This window comes from Cycloclasticus sp. PY97N, assembly GCF_002443175.1.
In the GTDB taxonomy this organism is placed as follows: Bacteria; Pseudomonadota; Gammaproteobacteria; order Methylococcales; family Cycloclasticaceae; genus Cycloclasticus; species Cycloclasticus pugetii.
In genome coordinates this window covers 1941061-1963541 of sequence record NZ_CP023664.1, presented here as the reverse complement: position 1 = coordinate 1963541, position 22481 = coordinate 1941061, and the positions used below count along the sequence as shown (strand labels likewise).

Annotated in this window: 17 protein-coding genes and 2 pseudogenes; 10 read left to right on the top strand and 9 right to left on the bottom strand. The window is 41.7% G+C overall.

Annotated elements, in window-relative coordinates; genetic code table 11:
* The first annotated feature begins 157 nt into the window (after positions 1-157).
* From CPC19_RS09495 to CPC19_RS09485, 3 genes are all read left to right on the top strand, one after another.
* Positions 158-1258 (top strand): M20 family metallopeptidase, encoded by a 1101-nt coding sequence (locus CPC19_RS09495; RefSeq protein WP_015005449.1) that lies wholly within the window; start codon positions 158-160, stop codon positions 1256-1258.
* A gap of 371 nt (positions 1259-1629) precedes the next feature.
* Positions 1630-2442: a hypothetical protein gene (locus CPC19_RS09490; RefSeq protein ID WP_016389727.1), complete on the top strand. Its 813-nt coding sequence runs from the start codon at positions 1630-1632 to the stop codon at positions 2440-2442.
* Between the two features lie 25 nt (positions 2443-2467).
* Positions 2468-3313: a mechanosensitive ion channel family protein gene (locus CPC19_RS09485; protein ID WP_015005451.1), complete on the top strand. Its 846-nt coding sequence runs from the start codon at positions 2468-2470 to the stop codon at positions 3311-3313.
* 101 nt (positions 3314-3414) lie between these two features.
* Here CPC19_RS09485 and CPC19_RS09480 read toward each other — a convergent pair whose 3' ends face one another.
* On the bottom strand, positions 3415-3855 hold the full coding sequence (locus CPC19_RS09480) for a phosphate-starvation-inducible PsiE family protein (RefSeq protein ID WP_015005452.1): 441 nt from the start codon (positions 3853-3855) through the stop codon (positions 3415-3417).
* 272 nt (positions 3856-4127) lie between these two features.
* On the opposite strand from CPC19_RS09480, the gene mgtE reads away from it, so the two are divergent.
* The 5 genes from mgtE to CPC19_RS09455 all read left to right on the top strand — a co-directional run bounded on the left by mgtE (position 4128) and on the right by CPC19_RS09455 (position 14734).
* On the top strand, positions 4128-5465 hold the full coding sequence (mgtE, locus tag CPC19_RS09475) for a magnesium transporter (protein WP_015005453.1): 1338 nt from the start codon (positions 4128-4130) through the stop codon (positions 5463-5465).
* A 151-nt stretch (positions 5466-5616) separates the two neighbouring features.
* Positions 5617-7311, top strand: a complete 1695-nt coding sequence (locus CPC19_RS09470) for an autotransporter assembly complex family protein (RefSeq protein WP_020161911.1) — start codon at positions 5617-5619, stop codon at positions 7309-7311.
* Complete coding sequence (locus tag CPC19_RS09465) at positions 7308-11339, top strand: translocation/assembly module TamB domain-containing protein (RefSeq protein ID WP_016389725.1); 4032 nt, start codon at positions 7308-7310, stop codon at positions 11337-11339. Before CPC19_RS09470 ends, CPC19_RS09465 begins: the two co-directional genes overlap by 4 nt.
* Before the next feature lie 154 nt (positions 11340-11493).
* Complete coding sequence (locus CPC19_RS09460; RefSeq protein ID WP_016389724.1) at positions 11494-13770, top strand: mechanosensitive ion channel domain-containing protein; 2277 nt, start codon at positions 11494-11496, stop codon at positions 13768-13770.
* Positions 13760-14734, top strand: a complete 975-nt coding sequence (locus tag CPC19_RS09455) for a zinc transporter ZntB (protein ID WP_016389722.1) — start codon at positions 13760-13762, stop codon at positions 14732-14734. The genes CPC19_RS09460 and CPC19_RS09455 overlap by 11 nt, the downstream gene beginning before the upstream one ends.
* Positions 14735-14959: 225 nt before the next feature.
* Here CPC19_RS09455 and rimK (CPC19_RS11965) read toward each other — a convergent pair whose 3' ends face one another.
* The 8 genes and pseudogenes from rimK (CPC19_RS11965) to CPC19_RS09425 form a co-directional block, all read right to left on the bottom strand.
* On the bottom strand, positions 14960-15832 hold the full coding sequence (gene rimK / locus CPC19_RS11965) for a 30S ribosomal protein S6--L-glutamate ligase (protein ID WP_232228647.1): 873 nt from the start codon (positions 15830-15832) through the stop codon (positions 14960-14962).
* A 177-nt stretch (positions 15833-16009) separates the two neighbouring features.
* Positions 16010-16369, bottom strand: a pseudogene (locus tag CPC19_RS11960) (ATP-dependent zinc protease); the annotation flags it as partial.
* Between the two features lie 37 nt (positions 16370-16406).
* Positions 16407-17468, bottom strand: coding sequence for a succinylglutamate desuccinylase/aspartoacylase family protein (locus tag CPC19_RS09445; protein ID WP_016389721.1), 1062 nt, complete (start codon positions 17466-17468; stop codon positions 16407-16409).
* An 82-nt stretch (positions 17469-17550) separates the two neighbouring features.
* Complete coding sequence (locus CPC19_RS11955) at positions 17551-17784, bottom strand: hypothetical protein (protein ID WP_232228648.1); 234 nt, start codon at positions 17782-17784, stop codon at positions 17551-17553.
* Between the two features lie 60 nt (positions 17785-17844).
* Positions 17845-18768: pseudogene (gene rimK, locus CPC19_RS09440) on the bottom strand (30S ribosomal protein S6--L-glutamate ligase); the annotation flags it as partial.
* Between the two features lie 117 nt (positions 18769-18885).
* Entirely contained in the window at positions 18886-19389 is a 504-nt protein-coding gene (locus tag CPC19_RS09435; protein ID WP_015005461.1) for a chalcone isomerase family protein, read from the bottom strand.
* Positions 19390-19444: 55 nt separating this feature from the next.
* Positions 19445-20146 (bottom strand): ChrR family anti-sigma-E factor, encoded by a 702-nt coding sequence (locus tag CPC19_RS09430; protein WP_016389720.1) that lies wholly within the window; start codon positions 20144-20146, stop codon positions 19445-19447.
* The gene (locus CPC19_RS09425; RefSeq protein ID WP_016389719.1) at positions 20143-20808 is read right to left on the bottom strand and encodes an RNA polymerase sigma factor; all 666 of its coding nucleotides are present in this window, start codon (positions 20806-20808) and stop codon (positions 20143-20145) included. Before CPC19_RS09425 ends, CPC19_RS09430 begins: the two co-directional genes overlap by 4 nt.
* Positions 20809-20950: 142 nt before the next feature.
* Between CPC19_RS09425 and CPC19_RS09420 the strand changes: the two genes are divergently transcribed.
* Together CPC19_RS09420 and CPC19_RS09415 are read left to right on the top strand one after the other, a co-directional pair.
* A complete protein-coding gene (locus CPC19_RS09420; RefSeq protein WP_236610508.1) occupies positions 20951-21547 on the top strand; it encodes a DUF3833 domain-containing protein in 597 nt (198 codons plus the stop codon).
* Complete coding sequence (locus CPC19_RS09415; RefSeq protein ID WP_016389717.1) at positions 21548-22480, top strand: acyl-CoA desaturase; 933 nt, start codon at positions 21548-21550, stop codon at positions 22478-22480.
* The last annotated feature ends 1 nt before the right edge of the window (position 22481 follow it).

The following is a 22481-nucleotide window of genomic DNA, read 5'->3' as shown; positions in this document are numbered from 1 at the left end:
TGTTGTTCAAAACTGCGATATATTTCTAAGTATGGGGTGAATAATAGTGTTTATATCTTGAGACTAGGTGAACAGGGTTATGGCTATGTTGTTTGGATTTACCCTGAATTTGGTTAGGCCTTTTTTTGACTGTTAATAAAGCATGGTGAAGGGTGAAATGGATTTTTCTGAATTAGCAGAATTAATTAATATTAATTCTTATACGAAGAATAAGCAGGGTGTCGATAAGAGTGGTGCCTTGTTTCAACTATGGATGGAAGAGATTGGTTTCGTGACCTATGTTTACCAGCGAGAAATGATAGGTAATCATTTATTGTTTACCTCAACTCAATCAACAGGTAAAAAATTACTGCTGTTGGGCCATTTAGATACCGTTTTCCCGCCTTTGAGTTTTGAAACCTTTAGTGAAGATGAGCAGTGGATATATGGTCCGGGTGCTTGCGATATTAAAGGCGGTAACTATGTTGCTCTTTGTGCCTTGAGAGCTGTTAAAGCTGCCTGTGGTCAAATTGGCAATATAGATATGTTATTGGTCAGTGACGAGGAAACCGGCAGTGATGATTCCAAACTGATTAGCCAACAATTAGCCGAACAATATGATTATGTGTTGGTGTTTGAGGCTGCAGGAAAGAATAATGAATTGGTGACTGGGCGAAAAGGCGTGGGCACATTCTTTATTGATATTAAAGGTAAGGCCGCACATGCTGGAAACCATTATTCCGAAGGAGTTAATGCTAATTTAGAGGCGGCGCATAAATGTATTCAATTAACTGAATTGACCGACTTGGAAAGAGGGACCACAGTGAATGTTGGTAAGTTGGAGGGCGGTATTGGTGCCAATACTATTTCTCCGCATGCTCGTTTAATTGTTGAAATGCGTTATACCAATATGAAAGAAAGAGATCGAGTGCTTGAGGCAATACACGTGATTACCCACACGCATGAAGTTGAGGGAACTGATGCCAGCTTATCTGGGGATATTCAGCGAGATGTCATGGAGCCTAATGAAAAACAGCAGCGGTTTTTAAGACAATTAGAATCCATCACCGGTGATCGATTGTTAACAGAACAACGGGGTGGTGTTAGTGACGCAAATATTTTTGCTGCGAAGGGTTGTATTACCTTGGATGGGTTTGGCCCCTTTGGAGATGGGGACCATACTATTCATGAACGAGCGAATAAACAAAGTTTTATAACGCGTATTGAGCAAGTTAGAAAAATCTTGATGCATTATAACCAAGGTTTGGAGAAGGGTTAACGCGTCTACTCAGTGTAATGAAGTTGATAAAAACCATGTGTGATCAAGTCGTTCGCTCGCAAGGCTAAACAAATATCTTATTTTGGACGAATAAAAGGTCTACTTATCTTAAGTGGTCAGTAGGATAAATTGCATTTTGCAGCCGTGGCTACATCATTATTAAGCCTTGCTTGGTATCAAATTTTTCATCGCTATTCGTAAAACCAGTAGACGTCTAGCCGTTGTTTTTTTAGGCCGTTATAAAGCCCTTTGTGTTTACTTAATGGGGTATCATCATGACAGTAAAGTTGTTAAAAATTTAATGAATCAGTGGCTTAGCCCGCCCTCTGGCATTCATTGGTATAAGCAAGTTGTCAACGATCGGGGTTTATATGGGTCAACAAGATTTAAAACAAGAATCTAGGTGCTGGGGGGTGTTTGATTTGACACCCAACACAAGGTTGCAATTTAACTGTGGGGACCTTTTGCTGGATATTGCGTCTGGCGAGAAAGATTGGCTTATGCAGTATGAGTTGAAAACAAGCGACACAGTGCACAACCCGTGTATACAACTGATGGGTACGGGTGAGGAGGGCTGGAGCTTGGCGAACAAGCAACGTATTGTGTCAAACAATATGCCGCAAAAGCTTTCATTGACTCCTGTTATGTCTGACAGGGCTATTGTCTGTCGTGCGACCACGACTGTTGTCTTGTTGCCAAAAGAACAAATATCGCTCTATGTTGCTGTTCCATTGTGGTTGCAACTGAGTATAAGGGGCGGGGAAAAACCATTGTTAGATGTCTCAACAGAGCGTATTTCAGATACATGGTTTGGCTTAAATTCACGAGAAGGTGTGATGAGTTATGCTTTGCGTATGAGCGAGCAATTAGATATACAACCTTCAACCAACCACGGAATGCGAGTGACGATTGAGATTAGAATTAAAAATGAATCCAATGAACAACTAAATTTAGATAAAGTGAGTGTGCCAGCACCACATCTTGCGCTTTATGTAGATGAAGTTGGTCACTTTTGGACACGCCGTATTACTATGGTTCGTGAACAAGATGAACAGGCGACCCTGACCATAGATAAAGTAATGAGTACAGGTTTAGCCCATCAAAACCTGACCCTAGTGAGTGCAGCAAGAGACGACCTGGGGCAACATAAAATAACAAAGGCCTTATCAGCTTTGTTTGGTTAGCCAATAATACCCCAGGACATAACAGATGGATAATGTATTCGCCAACATAAATACCGAGTTAACAATGGCCGTTGTACGTGCGCTGATTTTTTTTATAGTCGGTATTATTTTATCTCGAGCAGCTAATAACGTGGTGACCCGCTGGTCAACGCATAAGCTGGATGCGCATAAACAGTTATTGGTCGCAAGAGTGGCCAGTTACCTTGTGCTGCTGATGTTCTTTTTTATGGGTTTAAAAGCACTCGGGTTTGATTTAGGGGTGTTGATAGGCGCAGCTGGAATTATATCGGTTGCGATTGGTTTCGCCTCGCAAACCTCTGCCTCAAACATTATTAGTGGGTTGTTTTTGGTGTCTGAACGGCCCTTTTCGATTGGTGACATGGTTCGTGTAGGTTCAACCATTGGCGAGGTTATTTCTATTGATTTATTATCGGTCAAACTAAGAACCTTTGATAATTTATTTGTACGAATCCCCAATGAAACATTGATCAAGTCAGAAGTCACCACATTGACGCGTTTTCCAATTAGGCGAATTGATTTGGCGATAGGTGTTGCCTATAAAGAAAGCATTAAGCATGTGCGCAAAGTGATGGAGCGGGTCGCCGATGCTAACCCGATATGTTTGGATGAGCCTAAACCGACTTTTATTTTTAAAGGGTTTGGCGATTCCTCGTTGGATATGCAGTTTTCGGTTTGGGTAAAGCGAGAAAATTTTAGCGAACTAAAAAATGCTATTTATGAAGAAATTAAAGAAGCCTTTGATGCCGAAGGGATAGAAATACCCTTTCCGCACCAATCCATCTATGCGGGTAGTGTTACCGAGCCGTTCCCTATACGCGTGGTAACAGAGGAAAATGAGGCTGGACGTTAATTCGTAGTGAATAACGCTACTTAGAGAGCTTTATCAACTGGGCTTAGCCGCAAAAACTAATGTTTGAAGCTGACTGATTGGGCTTTATGATATCTGCGCTTTTAGTCATGGTTTTCATCGGCAATTACTTTTTCTCGTTGGTATAAAATAATGGCGGCGGTTCGTAGTGCGCCTAGTACAAACAAAAAAGCAGAAAGGGCATAAAGCATACTGGGATCAATTTTATGCTTGAATAAGGCAATTAAAATTTCACGAATAATGAAAACAATCGCTGCGTCAATAATTAAAGAAATTTTTAGTTTGTGAGAAATAAAGTAGTCGGTTATCGAACGCGATAATTCAATTAACACATAGAGGGTGAGCACATCAGTAATAATGTTAATATACTGACCGGTTACCCCTTCTAATTTAAGCAAATCCCAAACAGAGAAAACGAGTTGGCCTGCCCCAATAGCAATGCCAATTATTATCAGTGCGAGAATCACCCCAAATACAATATCAATGGTCTGGCGATATAATTTTTTGAAAAACGTACTGAACATTATTTGCTCCTAAGCACGTCATTCGACGTGTGCTATTAACGATAAAATAGACAATAACACGAATTGCTTTGAGTCCTTATTTAATAATATAGAAAGCGCTAAATCAGACTGTCATAAACCCTTACTATGTCTTATGTTAAAAGAAACGAAAGGGCTAATAGTTGATTAAAAGATCCGCTGGCTGGTAGAGGTGGAGAGTGTATTTCATAAGAAGGGTTTGGCTGATTTTTACACATAAACAATGTATTTAAACATTAAGAAAGGGGAATAGAATGACCGATGAAGTAAGCCAGTTAGTCGAACGGCTCAATGATGCTCATCATGATGAACAAAGGGTTGTCTTTGAAGATGCTGTTGATCAACTCGAAGGCACTGAGCTGGCTTTATTACTCGAGTCATTACCTGTGGCGGAGCGCTTAGAGCGATGGGAACAAGTGCCAGATGAAGAGCGTATTAATGTGTTGGTCACAATGCGCTCGGAATCACGCCAGGCAATTTTTGACAGTATTGATGAGGAGAAATTACACGCTCTATTGAATAATGTTCATGCTGAAGACCTTGTTCAATTAGCCGATACGTTGCCTGAGTCAGTGGTTGACGAAGCCTTGCAAAATATGGCTGAAATGCAACGTGAACATTATCAGCAATCGGTTCAATATGAAACTGATCAAATTGGGCGTTATGTCGATCACGGGCTATATATTTTGCCCAGAACAGCACGTGTTCGTGATGCCTTACGGGGGCTTAAAAAATCGTCTTTTGAGTGTGCAGATTGCCTTTATTTAATTAAAAGAAATGGTGATTTTGCAGGGACCGTATTAATTCAAACATTATTTTCTGCTCCGCCAGAGCAATCATTGCAGGCATTAAGTATTGACGAGCCAATGACAGTGCCTGCTGAAATGAGTCGTTCTACAGCCTCCGATAAAGTTGAACATTCGGGTTTGATGGCGCTGCCTGTGGTTGATGCGAATAACAAACTATCTGGGCGTATTACTTTGCGCCAAGCCCTTGAAATAACGCGTGAAAATTATGAAAGCCAATTAATGGCAACAGCGGGTTTAAATGAAGATGAAGACCTTTTTGCGCCTGTATTACGCAGTTCTAAACGAAGGGCAACTTGGCTGGGCATTAATTTGTTAACCGCATTTTTCGCATCTTGGGCGATTGGCCTTTTTGAAGCGACATTGCAACAAGTTGTTGCGCTAGCTGTTTTAATGCCTATTGTCGCCTCTATGGGCGGGATTGCCGGCAGTCAAACATTAACCTTAATTATTAGGGGACTTGCATTGGGGCAAATTGCAAAAGGTAATATCCCACCCTTGTTAATCAAAGAGGTCAGTGTCGGTGCGCTTAACGGTGTGTTATGGGCTATTGTAATTGGCGTTATTGCCTCTTTCTGGTTTGCTAGTATCAACATTGGTTTAGTCATAGCAGCAGCGATTGTATTAAACATTATTGCGGCAGCTTTTTCAGGCGTGGTGATTCCAATTATTCTTGACCGATTGACTATTGACCCAGCCTTATCGGGTTCAGTTATCTTGACAACAGTAACTGATGTGGTGGGCTTTGTTGCATTTTTAGGTTTGGGAACCTTATTTCTGCTTTAATGCGGTATTGACGTTACTTTTACTCTTTCGCAAGGTTTAGTGGCGTGGTTATAAGGTGATGGTGCAAATTTAAAAATTATTTAGAGGTTATGCTTTGTTTACAGTGTTATTAAGGGGGAGCCTATTCGCTGTATTGTTGTCATTATTTTTTATGGCGGGCCTTGTGCAGGCGGAAGATCTGATCATTTCGGTGCAATTAGATGGCGCGCCTGAAGGCAAAAAGGACACCTTGTTAAGTGGTCTGAGTATTGTTAAACATCAAAAAAATCAATTGTTATCGTCTAAACGTATTCATCGCTTACATGAACAAGCAGTTGATGAGCTTTCCGAAATGCTGCCCGTGTATGGTTATTACAAGGCCAAAGTTACTAGCAAATTAGAAAAAAAAGACAATATCTGGTTGGCGAGTTATCAGTTAAATTTAGCTGAGCCTGTCACTATTCAAGCGGTCAACGTGACAATCGAAGGTGAAGGCTTGCACGATGAGAGTTTTCAGCGGTTATTAGAAAATTTTCCATTAAAGGAAGGGGAGGTGCTTAATCATGAGCAGTATGAATCAGCCAAGAAAAACCTACGACGATTAGCTGCTGAACGAGGTTATTTTGATGGTGAGCTGACTGAGCATCGGGTTGAAGTGAGTTTAGCTAACAACAAAGCGACTATTTATTTAGTGTATCAATCCGGTGTGCGGTATGTCTTTTCGAAGACTGTCTTTCCTAAAACGGTTATTAACAATGAACTATTGTTAAAACTATCGCCGATCAAGCAAGGCGCGCCTTATTTAGCCTCTAAGGTCTTGGCGCTGAGAAGTAATCTAAATAATAGTGGTTATTTTAATTCCGTGTCAGTGACGACGCTGATTGATGAACGTCAAAATGGCGTAGTCCCCTTAGCTATTTCCTTGGAACCGGAAACGCAGTATCGCTATTCTGCGGGGTTGGGGTTTGGAACCGATAGTGGTGCGAGGGCTTCACTCGGCTGGGAAAATAGATATGTTAATAATCGCGGGCATCGCTTTAGTGCGGGCACTAAATTTTCACAAATTGGTAATAGCTTGTCGGCGGACTACCAGATGCCCTTTTGGAGCCCTAAGATTTCTGATGTTGGTTTTAATGCCGAATTTAAAAACAAAGATACAGATAGCAGCGAAAGTCGTTCATTTGCAGTCGGCAGTTATTATAAAACTGATCGATGGGGCTGGAATGAAACCGGCTCAATAAAATTTCTAAATGAAAATTTTGACGTGTCAGAAGATGATAATACCTCGACCTTGGTGATTCCTAGTATTGCTTGGTCAAAAACATGGGCAGATAACAGTATCTATACCCGACAAGGTGGTCGGTTATCCTTGTCATTTTCCGGTGCCAGTGAAGCGGTATTATCGGATACGACGTTTGCGCAAATGGTTTTAAGAGGGAAATATATTCAATCGATTGGCGAAAAAGGTCGGTTTATTACCCGTGGTGCTTTAGGGGCGACAGACGTGAGCGATTTTACAAAACTGCCTAGCTCATTGCGGTTTTTTGCCGGTGGCGACAGCAGTATCCGTGGTTTTGATTTTGAATCACTAGGGTCTGAAGGTGACGATGGTGAGGTCACTGGTGGACGTTATTTATTGGTTGGAAGTGTGGAATACGAACGCATGCTGGTGGGCAACTGGGGAGTTGCCGTGTTCAGCGATTTTGGTAATGCCGTTAACAGTTTGCATGATCCCCTAGAATACAGTGCAGGCCTTGGTATTCGCTGGAAATCGCCCATTGGCCTTATTCGATTTGATATAGCTAAAGGGTTATCAGATTCAGCTGATTCAATCGGCTTCCATGTGGTCATTGGGCCTGACTTATGATGTATCGCGCTGGTCTACGTGTATTGTTAGCCACGTTTCTTTTGATCGTTGTGCTGGTGGCTTGGCTTGCGTTGACCGAATCTGGTCTTTCGGCGGTGCTATCGCTCAGTCAAAAATTGGTACCCGAATTAACGGTAAAAAAAGTGTCTGGCCGCTTGCTTGATGGCGCTGTATTTGAACAAATAGAGTATCAAGTTGACGAGCATAGCCAAGTGTCTATTAATAATTTAACGCTAAGTTGGCAGGCCGCTCAGTTAATAAGAGGGCGGTTAACAATTAACGAGTTGCTGATTGATGATGTGTTGATGACACAGCAGGGAAATGGGGCACAGACCTCAACGCCTATCAGTTTGCCTGCTATTTCATCGCCGTTAGTATTATCGCTGAAGAAGGTTCGTGTTAATACGCTAACAGTGCAGCAAGGGCAGGCTGTGACGCAGCCGATCAGAAACCTTCAGGCGGCGTTGAGTCTTTGGGGAGACATCCTAACGATTGATGCTTTATCCCTCGACAGTACAGGTAAAGCAGGTTTAAAACTGAAGGGATCGATACAGTTAAGCGGTGATTACCCTACAACCTTAGCGTATGAGTGGTTTGCAATTGATCCGACGTTGAAAGGGCTGGCTGGGAAAGGCGATATTAAAGGTAATGCGAGCGAATTACGAGTTGAGCTGAAGGTTATTAAACCGATGCAGTCGACCAGCGTCCTGACGATAAAAAATTTACTCGGTAAACTGAGTTGGCAAATGAATGCGCGCATTGCACAGCTTAATCTGGCTGATTATGTAGACGGCCAAACAGGGCATTTAAATAGCATTCAAGTAACAGCCCAAGGCGATATAAATCAAGCGGATATTAAGTTTGATGCAGGCTATCAACAAGAAGGCTGGCCCGTGTTGGCGTGGAGCGCTCAGCTGCTGAGTAAAGACCTTGATAGCTGGACGCTGAACAGCACTTTAGCCAATGAAAACGGACTAAGGTTGTCCCTGTACGGCGCTGTTAAAAACGTGATGACGTTACCAATACTTGAGCTAACTGGACAGTGGCAACAGCTCGCTTGGCCGTTGTCTAACGGAGTTAGCGGTATAGCAAGTCGAAGCGGCGAATTGACTATTCAAGGCGGGCTTGATGAGTATAAGCTTGCAATAAATGGGGTGCTTGAAGCGCAACAACAGGCCTTCAATTTTAAAGGGGCGATGGAGGGCCGCTCGAATAAGTTAAACATCACACAGTTACAACTGAACGGTTTAGACGGTCAGGCTTCTTTAATGGGCTGGTTAGATTGGCAGAACCAAATACCTAGTTTTCAGGCTAATGTCACAATAGAAAACATTGACTTGCCAAACATTCTGAGTGAGACGGCCTTATTAATTAAAGAAGGGCAGGTATCGTTTGCCGGTACGGTTGCCGATGCTACGGCTAAAATCGACGGCGATTTATCAATCAATTCGCTACCCTTGTCAGTACAAGCACAGGCAAAAATTAGCCAGCAAGGTGCGAAAGATTTAAATATTAAGCTGGCTGTTGAGTCCGGCCAAATGAGCTTTATTGGCGAAGCGCAATGGCAAGATATGCTCGCGCTTAAAGGCTCAGTGAGGCTCAATAAAGTTAACCCCGCATTTATTTCGTCACAATGGCAGGGGCAATTATCTGGTGGTTGGCAACTGGTGGCCGAAAACCTTAATACTAAGGCCGTGGGTGTATCAATAAAGGGGCTGGATATTAGCGGTACCTTAAGGCAACGACCGGTGCATTTTAGCAGCGATTTTTCATACCTTGCTGAGCAGCTGACGGTCAAGAAATTCCAACTACAGTCCGGCCAATCAGTTATCACAGCGTCGGGGCAAATAAATGAAGGGAAAACGCTAAATTGGGTTGTTAATTCGTCTAATTTAGCAGATTTTCATCCCGAGCTAACGGGAGCATTAACGGCGTTAGGAACAGTCAGTGGGAACCTTGCTACAGCGCAAATATTTGCCGATATTGATGGAAACAAACTAGCCTATTCTAACGTTGTGAGCATTAATCAATGGAAAAGTAAGCTTAGCCTAGATATGAGTCAACAGGGCGTTATGAGTGGTAAAGGCTCGCTTGTCGGCTTAAGTGTTGAAAATTCAGCGCCACTTGATGTCACGGTGGATATCAACGGTACGACAGATAAGCATCAAGTTTCTGTTGATGTGGCTAACAGGGAGTTAAAGGTATCGGCTCAACTGGCCGGTGGCTTGTCTGGGACAAATTGGCAGGGTGAGTTTTCACAACTGACGCTAGAACATGTTCTAGCAGGGCAGTGGCGCCTTAGCGAGCAAGGTGCAATACGTATCGCCAGTACGTATGGTTCATTTGATAAGCATTGCCTACAATCAGCCACTGGCTCAGTCTGTATACAGGCAAATAATTCAACCCGTGGCGATTGGAATATTCAAGGTGAGTTGACAGCTATACCGCTAACGCTGCTACAGAGCTTTTCACAGTCACTGGATTCATTCGAGGGGAATTTAAAGGGCCGGTTTGAGCTGACTGGTAAAGACCAGTATCCAATAAGCGGTCAAGGTGTTTTCAGTTTGATGGATGGTCGGGTTTTGCTAGAAAAAGATTTAACGCTTGAAAATACAGTGATCGGCTTGCGCAATGTCAATATCGATTTTCAGCTCAGCGGGAAAGGAGCTGTGGCGAATATGTTGCTTGAGCCTGATTTAACCGGTGTTTCAGCGTTAACAGGCCAAGTTAGCGTGCCTTATTTGAAAACGGTTATTGATACGCCACAGCAAGCTGGTTTGTCAGGCTATTTCAGCTGGTCGGTAAATGATTTATCTGTTTTTGATGGCTTGCATTCTGAGTATGAACACTTAAAAGGCCAGTTGGATATTGATCTCAAATTAGCAGGTACGGTGGCGAACCCTGCTGTTACAGGAAGCGTATTGCTTGCTAATGCGGGAGTAGAGCTGGCTCGTTCTGGAACCGTGTTGTCAGCACTTAATGCGAGTTTAGAAGGCGGGGTGGATACAGGTATTCACTTAAAATATAAGGCGACCTCTGGTGAAGGTGATTTTTATGGTGATGGCGAGCTTGTTTTTGCCGATAAGGGCTGGCATGCCTCGTCTACCCTGATAGGCGAGAATGTTGAAATTTTGAATTTACCCGAAATGCATGTGATCGCATCACCGAATTTATTTTTTAAGATGACGGCTGATTCTGCTTACCTTGAAGGTAGCATTAATATACCGACCGCAGACTTAGCGCCGATAGAGCTTAATATTCCTGTATCGGCTAGTAAAGATGTGGTTGTTATTGATAAGGCGCTAGCAAAAGAAACAAAACCTATTTCAACCCGGGTCAAATTAAACGTTAATTTGGGTGATAACGTACAGATTAAAGGGCTGGGTTTTGAGGGAGCACTAACTGGCGGATTATTAGTTAGCGGTGAGACAGATAAACTGCTTCTTGGAACTGGCGATATCGTTATTAATAAAGCTACCTATAGGGCATATGGCCAACAATTAGCGGTTGATAATGGCAAAATACAATACTCCGGAGGCGCGCTGGATAATCCAAATTTGGATATAAAGGCGGTAAGAAAAGAGAAAAAATTTACAGCGGGCCTGCACTTGTTAGGCCCGGTCGATAACCTTCAAACCTCGTTATTTTCTATACCGTCGATGAGTGATGACGAGGTGCTGGCTCATTTGTTATTGGGTCGCTCTTTGTCGAACGCGAGTGCATCGGATGCTGCTTTGTTAGCCTCTGCTGCCAGTGGTTTAGGCATTAAAGGCGGTAATATGATTGGTGAACAAATAGCCAATGCGTTTGGGTTGGATGCTGTTACATTTGATGGTAATGGTGGGGATGATACGGCTTTGCATGTTGGTAAGTATTTGCTGCCAAATTTATATTTAAGTTACGGCATTGGGATTTTTGATTCGGTGAGCACGGTTAACCTGAGGTACGAATTGAGTAAGCTGTGGTCATTAAAAGCAGAATCGGGTGTAGATACGGGGGTGGATTTACTATACGTTCGTGAACAATAAACCTAATAGCTATCAGTGGCTTAGTAGATAAGCGGTTATAGTAATGGGGTAAATGAAGGGTTAGTTTTAACATATGTTCACATGCTAGGTGAGCATTGTACAGTCGATATATGATGCGAAGCGTCTAGGGTGTTTATAGTGTGGGGAATAAAATATGAAGTTATTGCGGTGTTTTAGTTATCTTTGTTTGGTTGTTTTTAATGTTCACAGCTCGGCTGTTGCTGCGCAGGAACTGATAAACCAAGAAGCGACTAAGTTATGGCTTAAAGAAAAACAAGAGACGATAGAACTTATTTCTCAACAGCTAGCTGACAATACGATAGATAAAGCTCGTTTGTTGGAATTGCGTCAAACGCTTCGCTCAGCGCGAACAGAATTACAATATAAGGTAGACGTTATTAAACCGGTTAATAATAGCGTGCAAGCAGATTTGGCCGACCTTGGCGCTGCCCCCGATGAAGATGTGCCACCAGAGCCCGATAATATTCAAAAGTTGCGCGCTGAGTTAACGAATGAGTCGTTAATTATTGAAGGTTTGCTGACACAAGCCGAAGCGCTGACGTCTAAATCATCGCGGTTGTTAGAAAAAATCACTTCGTTAAGACGCACATTATTTTTAGATGGGCTTTTTGAGCGGCAAATGGCAGTATTTAATACTACTTTATGGAAAACAGCAGAAGAGCCTTTTTATGCTCAATTTTCAAATTACAAAGGTATTTTTTACGATAAAACTCTGCGGTCGTTGAGTGTCATATCGGGCTGTATTCTTTTGGTCGTTTTCCTTTTCGCCACGTTAGTATCAAAAAAAAGGTTAACTATAAAATTACAAAATGCTGGGCGGGAACATGTGTTTCCATTGGTTTCAGCGTCGTTAGTTTTGCCATTTTTAGCGATAGGGCTAGGGCTGCTTTTCATTTATCAACTATTTATTAGCCAAGGCATTGTTACCGAGGCTAATCACTTGTTAATACAAAAGGTATTAATGCTTACGGGGTTTTTGTTCGCTGTGTATTTGATGACAGGGCGGTTTTTGAAAGCGGCTCTTATTCGTTCACATTTGCGTTATTTAATCTGTGTGGTGGCACTGCTGTTTGCTGTCGATACATTGCTTCTTGAAAGTGGAAAAATTATCGGGGTGCCCATAGAGCTGGCAGTTGTCCAAAGTTATATTGTGAGCTTAACTTTTGCGTTTATATTAGGCCTGTTTTCTTTGTTTGTATTGATAGGGCCAAAAGAGACTAAAGACTACTTTTTCCCACGCAAGATATTTGTTGTTTTTCTAACGATTAGCCTCTCCATCATTGTATTTAATGTATTTGGCTATGCAGCTCTTAGCCGTTATATCTTCGAAGGTTTTGTTCTTATTTTTTCATTATTAGCGTCTATTCTCGTTATAAGAGCGGTTATTCGTCCATACTTTTATCGCTTAGATAAACGCTTTTCTCAAGACAACATAGGGGAAGACTCAGAGCAGGTTATTTACTTCTGGTTATGCCTATCATTGGATCTTATTTTGTTCTTTATCTGTTTACCTTTTGTTGCCGGTATTTTTGGCACCGAATGGCAATATATTCAAGAGACGATAAAGCAGGCATTTTTTGGCTTTAAAGTTGGCAATATGACCATCTCAATTTCAAATATTGGGGTTGGTTTACTTGTCTTTCTAACCTTGCTGTTCATCACACGTGTTATTCAGCGTATTTTGGATCAAAAGATTTTGCCTAAAACGAACATGGATACGAGTGTTCGTCAGTCAATAACACAGGTGTTAGGTTATGTTGGGCTGATTATTGCGCTAATGGCGAGTATATCAGCGGTTGGATTTGATCTAACGAATTTGGCGTTGATAGCCGGTGCGCTGTCTGTTGGCATTGGTTTTGGTTTGCAAAGTATCGTGAGTAACTTTGTTTCAGGCCTTATTTTGCTGTTTGAACGGCCCATAAAAGTAGGGGATTGGCTGATTACCAATTCAGGTGAAGGGATTGTAAAGAAAATCAGCGTGCGTGCCACAGTTGTTGAAACCTTTGACCGAACATCGATTATTGTGCCAAATGCTGAGCTCATTTCATCGTCTGTTAAAAATTGGACGCATGCAGATAGAGTAGGTCGTGTGATTGTGAATGTTGGCGTGTCATACTCCTCGGACCCACAACAAGTTCGAGATCTTCTAATGGACATGATTACGGAAAATAAAGACGTCTTAAAAACCCCAAAACCAACAGTTCTTTTTAAGGACTTTGCAGATAGCGCATTGATATTTGAAATACGTTTCTTTATTAGTAATATCCAAGAAATTTTTCCAATTTCAAGCCAAGTGCGCTTTGATATTTGGGAAGTGTTTAAAGAGGCAGGGGTGGAAATTTCTTTCCCACAAAGAGACTTACACATTCGTACAGCACCTGGATTAGAGGGAGTGTTTGATGGAAAATAGTCATATTCTTTACGCTTGTAAGTTGAATGGCGACGGCTCGAGTACCTTACTCGAAGAGTCACAGATACAACAAACCATTAGTAGTGAATCCAAGGTTTGGATTCATTTAGAAGCAGAGCACCCAGAAAGCCGCCGTTTGCTTGAAAAAGAGTTTCCGCATTTAGATCACTTAGTTGTTGATGCCTTATGTGCAGATGAAACAAGACCTAGAATTCTTGAATTTGACTATGGCGCGTTGCTTATTTTACGCGGGGTAAATTTAAACCCTGGCGCTGAGCCGAATGATATGGTGTCGATACGTTTATGGGTTGATAAAGATAATATTATCAGCCTACGGCGTCGAAAACTAAGAGCTGCCATCGATATTCAAGGGAAACTGAAAGCGGGGAAAGGGCCAAAAAATAGTGGCGATTTTGTGACCATGCTAATCGCTGGTTTATTTGAGCGAATGGAACCTATTTTTTCTGAAATAGATGAGAAGTTAGACGAGGTTGAAGAAAGTGTTATGGAAAACCCTGACACAAATGAGCGACAGGAAATCACCTCTATTCGTAAAGACGCCATTATGTTTAAACGTTATATTGCCCCTCAAAGAGACGTGATTTCAAGCCTTCGTGTCTCTGATCAGTCGTGGTTGGAGCAAATGCATAAACGCCGCTTGCAAGAGTCATTAGACCGCGTAATAAGGTATGTTGAAGATTTGGATACGATTCGTGAGAGGGCTCAAATTGTTAAAGATGAGCTGGTCACCGGTCTTTCTGATCGGCTGAATAAAAATATGTATATGCTCTCGGTTGTTGCGGCTATATTTTTGCCACTAGGTTTCTTGACTGGGCTGTTAGGGATTAATGTTGGCGGTATACCAGGGGCAAATAATGAAGCTGCTTTTTGGATCTTTATGGGCATATTGGCGCTAATTATCTTAGCTCAGGTCTGGTTGTTTAAAAAATTAAAATGGTTTTAATAAGCGGTTTTTAAAGGTATGCGATAGTGACTATCGGCCAAGCGTTTAGCGGATAGTTTGCTGGCCTTAACTGAACCAGCAAACCATTCATGGCGTCTTATAAGAGAGGGGGTAAGGGGCTAAAACCTCTGAGTGTTTATAAAAATAATCTCTGCATACCGTTAGACAGGGGGAGCGCATGCAATGGCTAAATTTTGCTCTTTTTAGTTAATAGCGCGCAGGTGGTTAAAGTGTTTCTAAAACGCTAGAACTAACGGGTCTTTCCCACTTAAGCCTCTTTTCAATAGACGCAATAATATGCCCGGCTATATCTTTACCGGTGGCAGACTCAATACCTTCTAAACCTGGAGATGAATTAACTTCTAAAAGCAGAGGACCTTTACTCGAACGTATAATATCAACGCCAGCAACTTTAAGCCCTAATACTTTTGCCGAAAGCGTTGCTAAACGACGTTCTTCGGGTGTTATTTTAACCACAGAAGCGCTACCACCTTGATGAATGTTGGCTCTAAATTCGCCAGGAGCAGCAGTTCGTTGAATTGAGGCAACTACTTTGCCATCAATGACAAAACAGCGTAAATCTTTCCCGTCTGCTTCTTTAATAAACTCTTGAACTAGCAAGTTTGCATGTAGTGCTTTGAAGGCATTGATAACACTTTCGGCGGCTTTTTTAGTTTCAGCTAATACAACACCTCGGCCTTGAGTGCCTTCTAATAGTTTTACAATCAATGGCGCTCCGCCAACCATTTCTATCAAGTCGCTGGTATCCATTGGCGAGTGTGCAAAACCTGTTGTGGGGATACCAATGCCACTTTTTAACATCAGTTGAAGCGAAAATAACTTATCTCTTGATTGGCTAATAGCGGATGATGAATTGACGGTATAAATGCCCATGCTTTCAAATTGGCGAGCCAAGGCGCAGCCATAAAAGGTCATGCTAGGTCTTATACGTGTGACAACGGCATCTAAGTCATTGAGGATTTTACCGCCTCGATAATGGACTTCAGGTGCTTGTTCATCGACTTTCATATAGCAATATTTGATGTTTAAAAACACCATTTCGTGGCCACGTTCCTCAGCGGCTTCCATAAGGCGCATGTTGCTATAAAGGTCGGGGTTACTGGCAAGTAAGCCTATTTTTAGCCCACTTTTGTTTTTTTGAGGCTGGCCATACCAATCGTAAAGCTGTTCTTTTGACGGCTCGTTGAGGCATAGGCTTAGCTCAGGGTCTACCAAGATTCGTCCTTTCATCGCTTCACGACCTAACAACATACGATAGCCCATTGAATCACGGTTTGCTAAGGTGAGTTCTACTTCCCATGTTTCGCTTTCCACCTTAATTAAGGTGGAAATTACGTAGCGTGTTTCAGAAATTCCAGACGAGCTTTTGACGGAACGTTTGTCAACCACAGGGCGTTCACAGCGCAACACAGTGCGGCGATCCTTTTGTAGTGGGTGTACTTCAAAGCTAACCCATAAAAGGCCTTCGCGTCTAAAGGTTTGAATGTTAAAGGCATGAATAGAGGATGTTTTAGCACCTGAGTCTACACGCGCTTTGATAGCAGGAATGCCTAGGGCAGGGAAGGAACACCATTCTTCACTACCTACAATGATTTTATTATTGCTAGAAGTCATTTATTAGTCCAAATTAAAGGGTAAAAGGGGTACAAAACTAGATGATTGGAAGGTCGTCAGGGGGTGCTTCATCACTGGCAGGATCTAAGTCAAGCTGAAAAGCCTCCAGGTTGTCGACAACATCCTTAGGTCGTGTAAAACGGGCAATATGAAATAAGGCTTCACCTTCACTGACGAGGGGCAGATTAGTTCTGCCAATAATAATGCCTGAAATGGGTGAGATAATGTCGGTTTCTTTGCCGTCCTCACCATAAGGTGTTGCGACAGCACCGAGCAAATCGCCCTCAAAAACGTGCTTGCCCATGGAAACGGTCATCCGAAAAATACCACTTTGAGGCGCGCGCACCCAAAGAGTAGAACGCGCAACAAAGGGTTCTGCGGCTTTCTTTTTGGTTTTACGTTTAGGGACCGTCAACATGTCGATTGATTGCATTACAGCAAGAATGCCTTTAACACCCGCACGAATCGAAAACTCATCAAAACGGAGCGCTTCTCCTGCTTCGTAAACAATGATTGGTAAGTTTTTTTCTGTACTACAGGCATACCGTAAAGAGCCTTCTATTAGGCCAGAATTAACCACCACAGGCGCATTAAAGGCTAAGGCCATCTGTTCGGTCACCTGGTTGCTTAAGTCGGCGCGTATTTGCGGCAAGTTGTCTCTATGAATGGCTGCTGTATGCAAATCAATGCCATGTGTACATTGCTGCACCACTTCGGTCATAAATAATTTAGCTAAGCGTGCAGCTAAGGAGCCTTTTACCGAGCCTGGGAAACAGCGGTTTAAATCTCTGCGGTCGGGTAAGTAACGGCTTTGGTTGAGAAAACCATAAACATTAACAATAGGCACAGTAATCAACGTGCCTTTCATTCGTGAGAGTGATTTGCTTTTTACCAGTCGACGAATAATTTCAACGCCATTAATTTCATCACCATGCACGGCCGCAGAAACAAAGAGAATGGGGCCTTCTTGCTTTCCTCGAATGACCTGTACCGGCATTGATAAAGAAGAATGTGTATATAAATCTGGCAGGGGAACATCAATGATGGTGTTTGTTCCTGGTAAGACTTCTTGACCTGCAAGTATAAAGGGTTCTGACATTTTAATTATCCACTTGTATGTAGCTTAAATAGAGACCTTATCAGTCGGTTTTATTAATTAGCTAGAGATTAAACCGATCTGCTTATTGGTCTGCGTCGTCTTCATGAGGTTGGTTTAATTCATCTGATTGTAAATCCTGAACTTTTGGCCTTCGGCGAGCCTTTGTTTTCTTTGGAATCATGCCACGTAAAGAGTCTAATTTTCCAAAGCATAATAGCCTATCATCAGCTTCGAGTTCGCGTGCAGCACGTGGGTTAGGGATTGCCTTGGCCCCTCGATACAAGGTGAGCACGTTAATGTCTTTTTCTTCATCCATCACTTCTTGGATGGTCTTCCCAAGAAACTCTGATCCTTCAGGAATATATATTTCACTGACGCCATACCCTTTGCTAATGGTTAACCGTTGGCGTATATCAATTTCAGGAAAATCAACTTGAGCAGATACATAGTCAATCACAGCGCCGGCAATATCTAAACCGGTGGCCGTTTCAATACCTTCAAGTCCTGGCGAAGAATTGACCTCCATTATTTGAGGGCCGTTTTTACCTTCCAACATATCAACGCCAGCTACTTCTAGGCCTAAAATCTGAGTTGCTCGTACGGCTGTTTCTCTATACCGTTCATCAAGTTCTACCGGTTCAGCAATGCCGCCTCGGTGTACATTGCTACGAAATTCTTGTCCTTGGGCGACGCGGCGCATTGCGGCAACAACACGATCGCCAACGACAAAAGCGCGAATATCCTTTCCTTTGCTTTCTGCCACAAACTTTTGAATGAGCACATTTTGTTTTTGGCTTTGTAGTAGTTCAATAATCGACTCAGCCGCTTTCATTGATTCAGCCAATAGCACACCAATGCCCTGGGTGCCTTCAATCAATTTAATAACGACAGGTGCACCACCAACTCGTTCGATCGCAGGAATCACATCCTTTCGGTCTCGGACAAAGGTAGTTCTAGGAATACCAATATGATGACGACTTAAGATTTGCAGGCTACGTAACTTATCTCGCGAGTTAGAAATGCCATGTGCAGTATTAGCACAAAAAACGCCCATTTCTTGAAATTGACGGACAACAGCCGTGCCATAGTAAGTAATTGATGCACCAATTCTCGGTAACACAGCATCATAGCTACTTAAAACTTTTTGCCGGTAGTAGAGGTCGGGGATGCCTTGTTGTAAATCGATAGCAAACTTAAGGGTGTTTAAGACTTTTACATCATGCCCTCTTTGAAGGGCCGCTTCTTTTAAACGTCGTGTGCTGTAGGCATTAGGTCCACAGGATAAAATAGCAAGTTTCATAAGAGCACCCTTAGGTTTTATCGTTAAGAAGTGATTGTATAGTCTTAATAATTGAAGCTACAGCTTTATATCGCTAAAGGTTAAATCGGTTAGCTCAAATTTGTTCTCGTTTTGTTTTTAATAAGTTGAGCCAATTAATTTTTTTGTCATTGTAGGGTAGGGGCCATTTAGACTTAGCCAGATGGAAGGAAATGTATCTGAAAAACCAGCTTCATTTATTTTTCCTATAAATTGTCCATTAAAATAAAAGTAAGTGATTTTTTCATTATCAATGTAAACCGTAATGGTATCGTTGGGTTTAACACTCGGCCATATTTTTAATAATTGTTTTGCCCAGTTTTTTTTCTGCTCTTCGCTAATATTGAAACGTTTCAATTGGGTTAGTGTTTCATCTACAAGCTCAACATTAGAGATGACTCTTTTGTAAGTTAGCTCTAGAGATAGCGGCCTTTTTCCTTCTTCGTACGTTCCGCTTGGAGTTTTTAACTCAATATCATAAATATCCCAAAACCAAACGCTGAAGTTTGAACGACCGACAAGGTTTAGATCATCTAAATGCAATTTATTAGCACTTGTATTAGCTGTATGTAGCAACAAAAGTAAGATGAATATTTTCTTCATAAAATCTAAAAGTCGTAAGCGGTTTATTAAAAATAAAGTATTTCTAATATGCTACTTAATAACTGGCGTACCGATTTAAAAGCGGACCTAGGATACCTGTAAATTTTATAGGCGCTTCTGTTATGGCTAAACAAACACAGCCAGTATCACCAGCGACAGGGCTGTGTTCATCAGAACCATCACAGGCAATAAAATCACCAGCGGTATGTGTTCCCTTGTGATCTTTAAAGTCCCCTTCAATCACAAACGTAAATTCTTTACCTAAATGCGTGTGTTTGGGAATTTTAGTCTTCGCTGAAAAACGTAATACATTAACCTTAAAACTAGCATCGTATAATTCAAGCTCAACGGTTGAAATGTTTGGTGTTAGTTTTTGCCATTCAAAACCATCCTGATTGAAATTTAATAATTGTTTTAATAAGGGCCTATTGATTTCAGCAACGGCATAATCATCAACAAAACCGATGCCGCCATTATTTTCTCTATCATGGTTTGTCGATACTTGAGGCACTGCCTTGTTAGTGTCAGCCGTTGTCAACTTCGATATATCTGTAATTAAACGTTCAAAGCCAGCACCTTCGTTATGAGTACTCTCAGATAATTCAAGGTTTTCACCGTAGTGTGACTCTAAACCCTTAATTTTTTGTCGACATGTTGGACAGTGTTTTTGGTGAAGAGCAATGGCCAAACTCAAAGCAGGTTCAACACTGCCCTCTACATAATTTAATAATAATTCAGTATCAATATGATTATTCATTCGTTTTGATTTCCTAGATGGTGGCGCAAAACCTTCAATGAACTTCTAATTCTAGATTTAATAACACCCAATGTTAAACCCAGCTCCTGAGCTGCCAATTGGTGGCTTTTATCTTCGTAATAGACTTTTAATATTACCCGTTTTTGCTCCTCACTTAAGTGCTTGAGATTATTGCTTACTTGTATTTTTTCAGAAGTGCTAACAAGCCCTTTATGAAGGTTATCTTCAGCTATTTGCAGCGGAGAGTGTGAGTCATCAAGGCTAACTTCAGAAATTCTCTTTTGCCTTAGTACATCAATTTTTAAATTCCTAGCGATGGTGAAAATCCATGTTGAAACGTTTGCTTTTTCTGCTTGGTATGTTTTGGCTTTTTGCCAAACACGCATGAACACTTCATGGGTCATTTCTTCAGCATCACTGGTACTAGTGTGTTGCTTGAAGAATGTTTTGACCTTAGGAGCAAAGTAAAGATACAGTTTTTTGTATGCATTCTTGTCTTGCTTAACGGCAATAGCCTGCATGTATTGTTTACACAGCTTTGCTTGTTCCGTCTTGCTGATGATGGGCTCGTTCATAGAGTAATAAACTGGTTGCAGAAGCGTGCTCTGAGCTGACCAATATACTAAGTTTTCGGTTATTTGTCTTTGCGCCTGCCCATTCATATTTTTTAAACTCTAAGTGTTATAAACATCGATAAATAGAACAGCGATACACTGCCCTATTTACTGTTTTACGAAAAATATGCTTTTTTGGATCAAAAAAATAAATTTAATCTAATTGGCAATTTTTTACGTACAAGTAAATATGTCCCAGAAATTTGAGGTGTCGATGAAAGTACTGTGTTTGATCTTTAGTGTTTTTTTAATCAATGGTTGCGCAATAGATGCCGAGCGTTACCGCGATAAAACACCTGATTTTAAGTTTGAATCTTTTTTTCAAGGAAACCTCTGCGCAAAAGGCTTAGTGAAATCAAGAAATGGTCAAATTAATCGAAAATTTGCAGCTGATATTGTTGCCTCTCATTCTGCCAATCAAGTTATCTTAGAAGAAGTTTTTCTATTTGATGATGGAGAACGCCAAGAACGTAACTGGGTGTTTGATAAAACAGCTGAAGGTTGGTCCGGTACGGCCGGTGATGTCATTGGTATTGCAAACGGTGAAGTATTTGGCGATAGCCTGAATTTGAAGTATCAGCTGAAAATTAACATTGATAACTCTGAATATATTGTCGAAATGGATGATTGGTTAACGTTAGTTGATGATTCGACGCTTATGGGCTCTACAGAAATAACTAAATGGGGTGTTAATTTGGGCCGAATTGATATCGTTATTCAAAAAACCGAGAGTCTTCAGCAGAATGCAAGTAAGCTAGAAAACTGTATTGAGGCTGGAGTGTTATAAATGCGTTTGCTAAACCGCTTAAAACCGATGCTTGTATGGTTCGATACCCAATCCGGTTTGGATTCAGTTGCCACTAAAGACTCGAATAAATTGGGCTGGGCTCAAGTCACCCCATTCGTTTTTATGCATTTAATGGTATTCGCTGTCGTCTGGGTCGGGTTCAGTTGGGTAGCTCTTTGGAGCGCAATCATTCTATATCTAGTCAGAATGTTTGCTATTACTGGTTTTTACCACCGATATTTTTCACATAAATTGTTTAAAACGTCACGTTTTATACAATTCTTTTTTGCATTTATGGGAGCCAGTGCGGCGCAACGAGGCCCATTGTGGTGGGCCTCACATCATAGAGTTCACCATCAGGCTTCTGATAAAGAAGGTGACCCACACTCACCGCGGTTACAAGGCTTCATTTGGAGTCATTGCCTTTGGTTCTTAGCACCCAAAAACTTGCAAACAAAAACTGATAAGGTGAAAGACTTTAATAAGTTCCCGGAACTTAGGTGGCTTGATCGATTCGATATAACGGCACCTTTGGTACTAATAGTTACCCTGTATTGCGCCGGCTTTCTGATGGAAACGTATTACCCTCAGCTAGAAACAACAGGCGCGCAAATGGTTATATGGGGCTTCTTTATATCAACAGTTGCCTTATATCACGGCACTTACACGATAAATTCACTGGCACATTGTTTCGGTAGCCGACGTTTCGATACACCTGATGACAGCCGTAATAACGCACTCTTAGCAATTATCACACTCGGCGAAGGCTGGCATAACAACCATCACTTTTACCCAGGAAGCGCTCGGCAAGGTTTCCAATGGTGGGAAGTTGATGTGACATTCTATCTGCTAAAAGTAATGAGTTGGTGCGGCTTAGTTTGGGATTTAAAACCCATTCCGATTGAGGTTCAAAAAGAATTTAAAAGGAAATAGT